General features: G+C 73.6%; 2 protein-coding genes and 3 pseudogenes. 4 read left to right on the forward strand and 1 reads right to left on the reverse strand.

Going from position 1 to position 2,774, the window contains the following annotated elements:
- The 4 genes and pseudogenes from ACH5AC_RS38370 to ACH5AC_RS38385 all read left to right on the forward strand — a co-directional run.
- Positions 1–275 (forward strand): annotated as a pseudogene (locus tag ACH5AC_RS38370) (RNA-guided endonuclease TnpB family protein); the annotation flags it as partial.
- A 90-nt stretch (positions 276–365) separates the two neighbouring features.
- Positions 366–539 (forward strand): annotated as a pseudogene (locus tag ACH5AC_RS38375) (multicopper oxidase domain-containing protein); the annotation flags it as partial.
- A 26-nt stretch (positions 540–565) separates the two neighbouring features.
- Positions 566–1,504, forward strand: a complete 939-nt coding sequence (locus ACH5AC_RS38380; protein ID WP_398866991.1) for an ornithine cyclodeaminase family protein — start codon at positions 566–568, stop codon at positions 1,502–1,504.
- 109 nt (positions 1,505–1,613) lie between these two features.
- Positions 1,614–2,678 carry a LacI family DNA-binding transcriptional regulator gene (locus ACH5AC_RS38385; protein ID WP_398866992.1) on the forward strand — a complete coding sequence of 355 codons (1,065 nt, stop codon included), beginning with the start codon at positions 1,614–1,616 and terminating at the stop codon, positions 2,676–2,678.
- On the opposite strand, the pseudogene ACH5AC_RS38390 reads toward ACH5AC_RS38385, so the two are convergent.
- Positions 2,675–2,774: pseudogene (locus ACH5AC_RS38390) on the reverse strand (IS481 family transposase); the annotation flags it as partial. The gene ACH5AC_RS38385 and the pseudogene ACH5AC_RS38390 sit on opposite strands and share 4 nt — an antisense overlap.

Genomic DNA, 2,774 nt, shown 5'->3' on the forward strand with positions numbered 1-2,774 from the left:
AAGGGCTACCGCGAGGCGAGGAGACTGCGGGCGAAGGCGCACAAGAAGGTCGCCAGGCAGCGTGAGGACACCGGCCGCAAGTGGGCCAAGAAGGTGGTCCGCGACCACGACGCCATCGCGGTGGAGGACTTCCGCCCGAAGTTCCTGGCCAGGACGACCATGGCCCGCAAGGCCGCCGACGCCGCCATCGGCGCCACCAAGAAGGCCCTGATCGAGATGGGCGGGACATCCGCCTCGTCCACCCCGCGCACACCACGATGGACTGCGCGCACTGCGATCCACTTCTTCTCGTCCTCGGTCAGCTCGTTGATCCGGCACCGGTTGTCGGTGACCCGGTTGGGCACCCCGGAGTCGACCGTGCCGACATCGTCGGCCCCGCCGACTCCTTCGGCTTCCAGGTGATCGCGGGGGAGGGCGTGGGCGCCGGGGTGGATGTACCACTGCCACGTGCAGAGCCACTCCGACATGGGGAGGGCCGGACTGTTCCTGGTGAGGAAACCGGACGGGACGATCCCCGGGTACACCCGCACGACCACTGAGCCGACCGTCCGGGGATCATGGACGGGTGACTCTCGTCCTCACCCGTAGCGACCTGGAAGCCGTACTGGACCCCGAGGCGTGTCTCATCGCACTCCGCGAGGGCTTCCGCCGAGCCGGCGCCGTCTCCGCACAGGGGCGACGCGTACGGACCGACCTGCCGTTCCCCGGCACGGCCACCGCGCTGATCCCCGGCCTGCTGCCCGGCATCGACGCGTACACCGTCAAGGTCAACGCCAAGTTCCCCGGCGCGCGGCCCGCCCTGCGCGGGGTCGTCTGCCTGCATGACGGCCGCGACGGCGAGCTGCTCGCCCTGCTCGACTCCGCCACGGTCACCGCCTGGCGCACCGGACTCGCGGCGGCCCTCGCCACGCACGCCCTGGCCGCACCCGGGGACGGCGTGCGCGGAGTGGTCGGCGCCGGCGCCCAGGCCGAGTTGGTGCTGCGCGGACTGGACGTACTGCGCGGCCGACGTGACCTGGTCGTCCAGGACGTGGACGCCGAGCGCGCCCACGCGTTCGCCGCCCGGCACGGCGGCCGGGTGGTCGGTACGGCGGCGGAGGTGGCCGCGGCGGCCGATGTCGTCCTGCTGGCCACCTGGTCGCGGGAGCCGCTGCTGTCCCTGGCGGACAGCCGCACCGGGCAGCACCTCACCAGCCTGGGCGCCGACGAGCCCGGCAAGCAGGAACTCGCCCGCGATCTGCTGCAGGCGTCCCTGCTCGTCGTCGACGACCGTGAACTCGCCGCCGACATGGGCGCCTTGGCGGCGGCCGGGCTACCCGCCGAGGCCGCCGACGCCACCCTCGGCGAGGTCCTGCGCACCGACCACCCCGGCCGCACCGACACCACAGCCCGCACGGTGTACGCCCCCGTCGGCCTGCCCTGGCAGGACCTCGCGCTGGCGTGGGTCGCGTACCAGCGGGCCGAACGCGCGGGTGTCGGACGGCGGGTGGACCTGCTGGCCTGACCTCGGGCGACGTACCGGACAACGCCCGCGCGCGGCCGCGTTCCGAGGCCGGGAAGCCCCCCTCCCGCGGAGCTATCCTGATCGGAAACCGCAGACGAGGAGCCCCGCCGTGACCGACACCGCCCCACGCCCCACCCTGGAGGCCGTGGCCGCGCGGGCGGGCGTCTCGCGGGCCACCGTGTCACGGGTGGTCAACGGCGGGGACGGGGTCACCGAACCCCTCGTCGAGCGGGTCAGGCGCGCGGTCGAGGAACTCGGCTACGTGCCCAACCAGGCCGCGCGCAGCCTGGTGACGAAGCGGCACGACGCCGTCGCCGTCGTCATCGCCGAACCCGAGACCCGCGTCTTCGCCGACCCCTTCTTCGGTCTGCAACTGCGCGGCATCAGCAAGGAGCTGACCGCCCACGACAACCAGCTCGTGCTGCTGCTGACCGAGGGCCGCGACGACCACGCCCGGGTCGCCCGCTATCTGGCCGGCGGCCATGTCGACGGCGCGCTCGTCTTCTCGCTGCACCTCGACGACCCGCTGCCCGGGCTCATCCAGGGCGCCGGGGTCCCCACCGTCTTCGGCGGCCGCCCGAGCTGGAGCGACGGCCGACAGGACACCACACCCACCGTGTACGTCGACAGCGACAACCGGGGCGGCGCCCGGGCCGCCGTGCGTCACCTGGCCGGCCTCGGCCGGTCGCTGATCGCGCACATCACCGGCGCCCTCGACCAGACCTCCGCCGTGGACCGGCTCGACGGCTACCGGGACGTGATGGGCGACGCCGACCCAGCCCTGGTCGTCGAGGGCGACTTCACCCCGGCCGGCGGCGAGCGCGCGATGCGCGCACTCCTGGACCGCCGCCCCGACCTGGACGCGGTGTTCGCCGCCAACGACCTCACCGCCGCCGGTGCCCTGCGCGTCCTGCGTGAGCGCGGCCGACGCGTGCCCGACGACGTCGCGGTCGTCGGCTTCGACGACATGCTGCCGGTCGCCGAGCAGACCGACCCACCGCTGACCACGGTCCGTCAGGACATCGAGGAAATGGGACGCCTGATGGCCCGCCTGCTACTGAACCGCCTCGACCGCCGCACCCCGACCGACCCTCGCACCTCGCCCGCCCCCCGCACCGGTGCGCCGGCAGGGCTGGTTCTGCCGACCACGCTCGTGCGCCGGGCCTCGGCCTAGATGTATTGCCCTGTGAGGTTCGGAACGCGGCTGGCGGGTGGCTGGCCCTTGAGCGCGGTGTGTCCGCGGTGGTGATTGTAGGTGTGCAGCCAGTCG

This window comes from Streptomyces sp. NPDC018693 (assembly GCF_044391385.1).
Classification (GTDB): domain Bacteria; phylum Actinomycetota; class Actinomycetes; order Streptomycetales; family Streptomycetaceae; genus Streptomyces.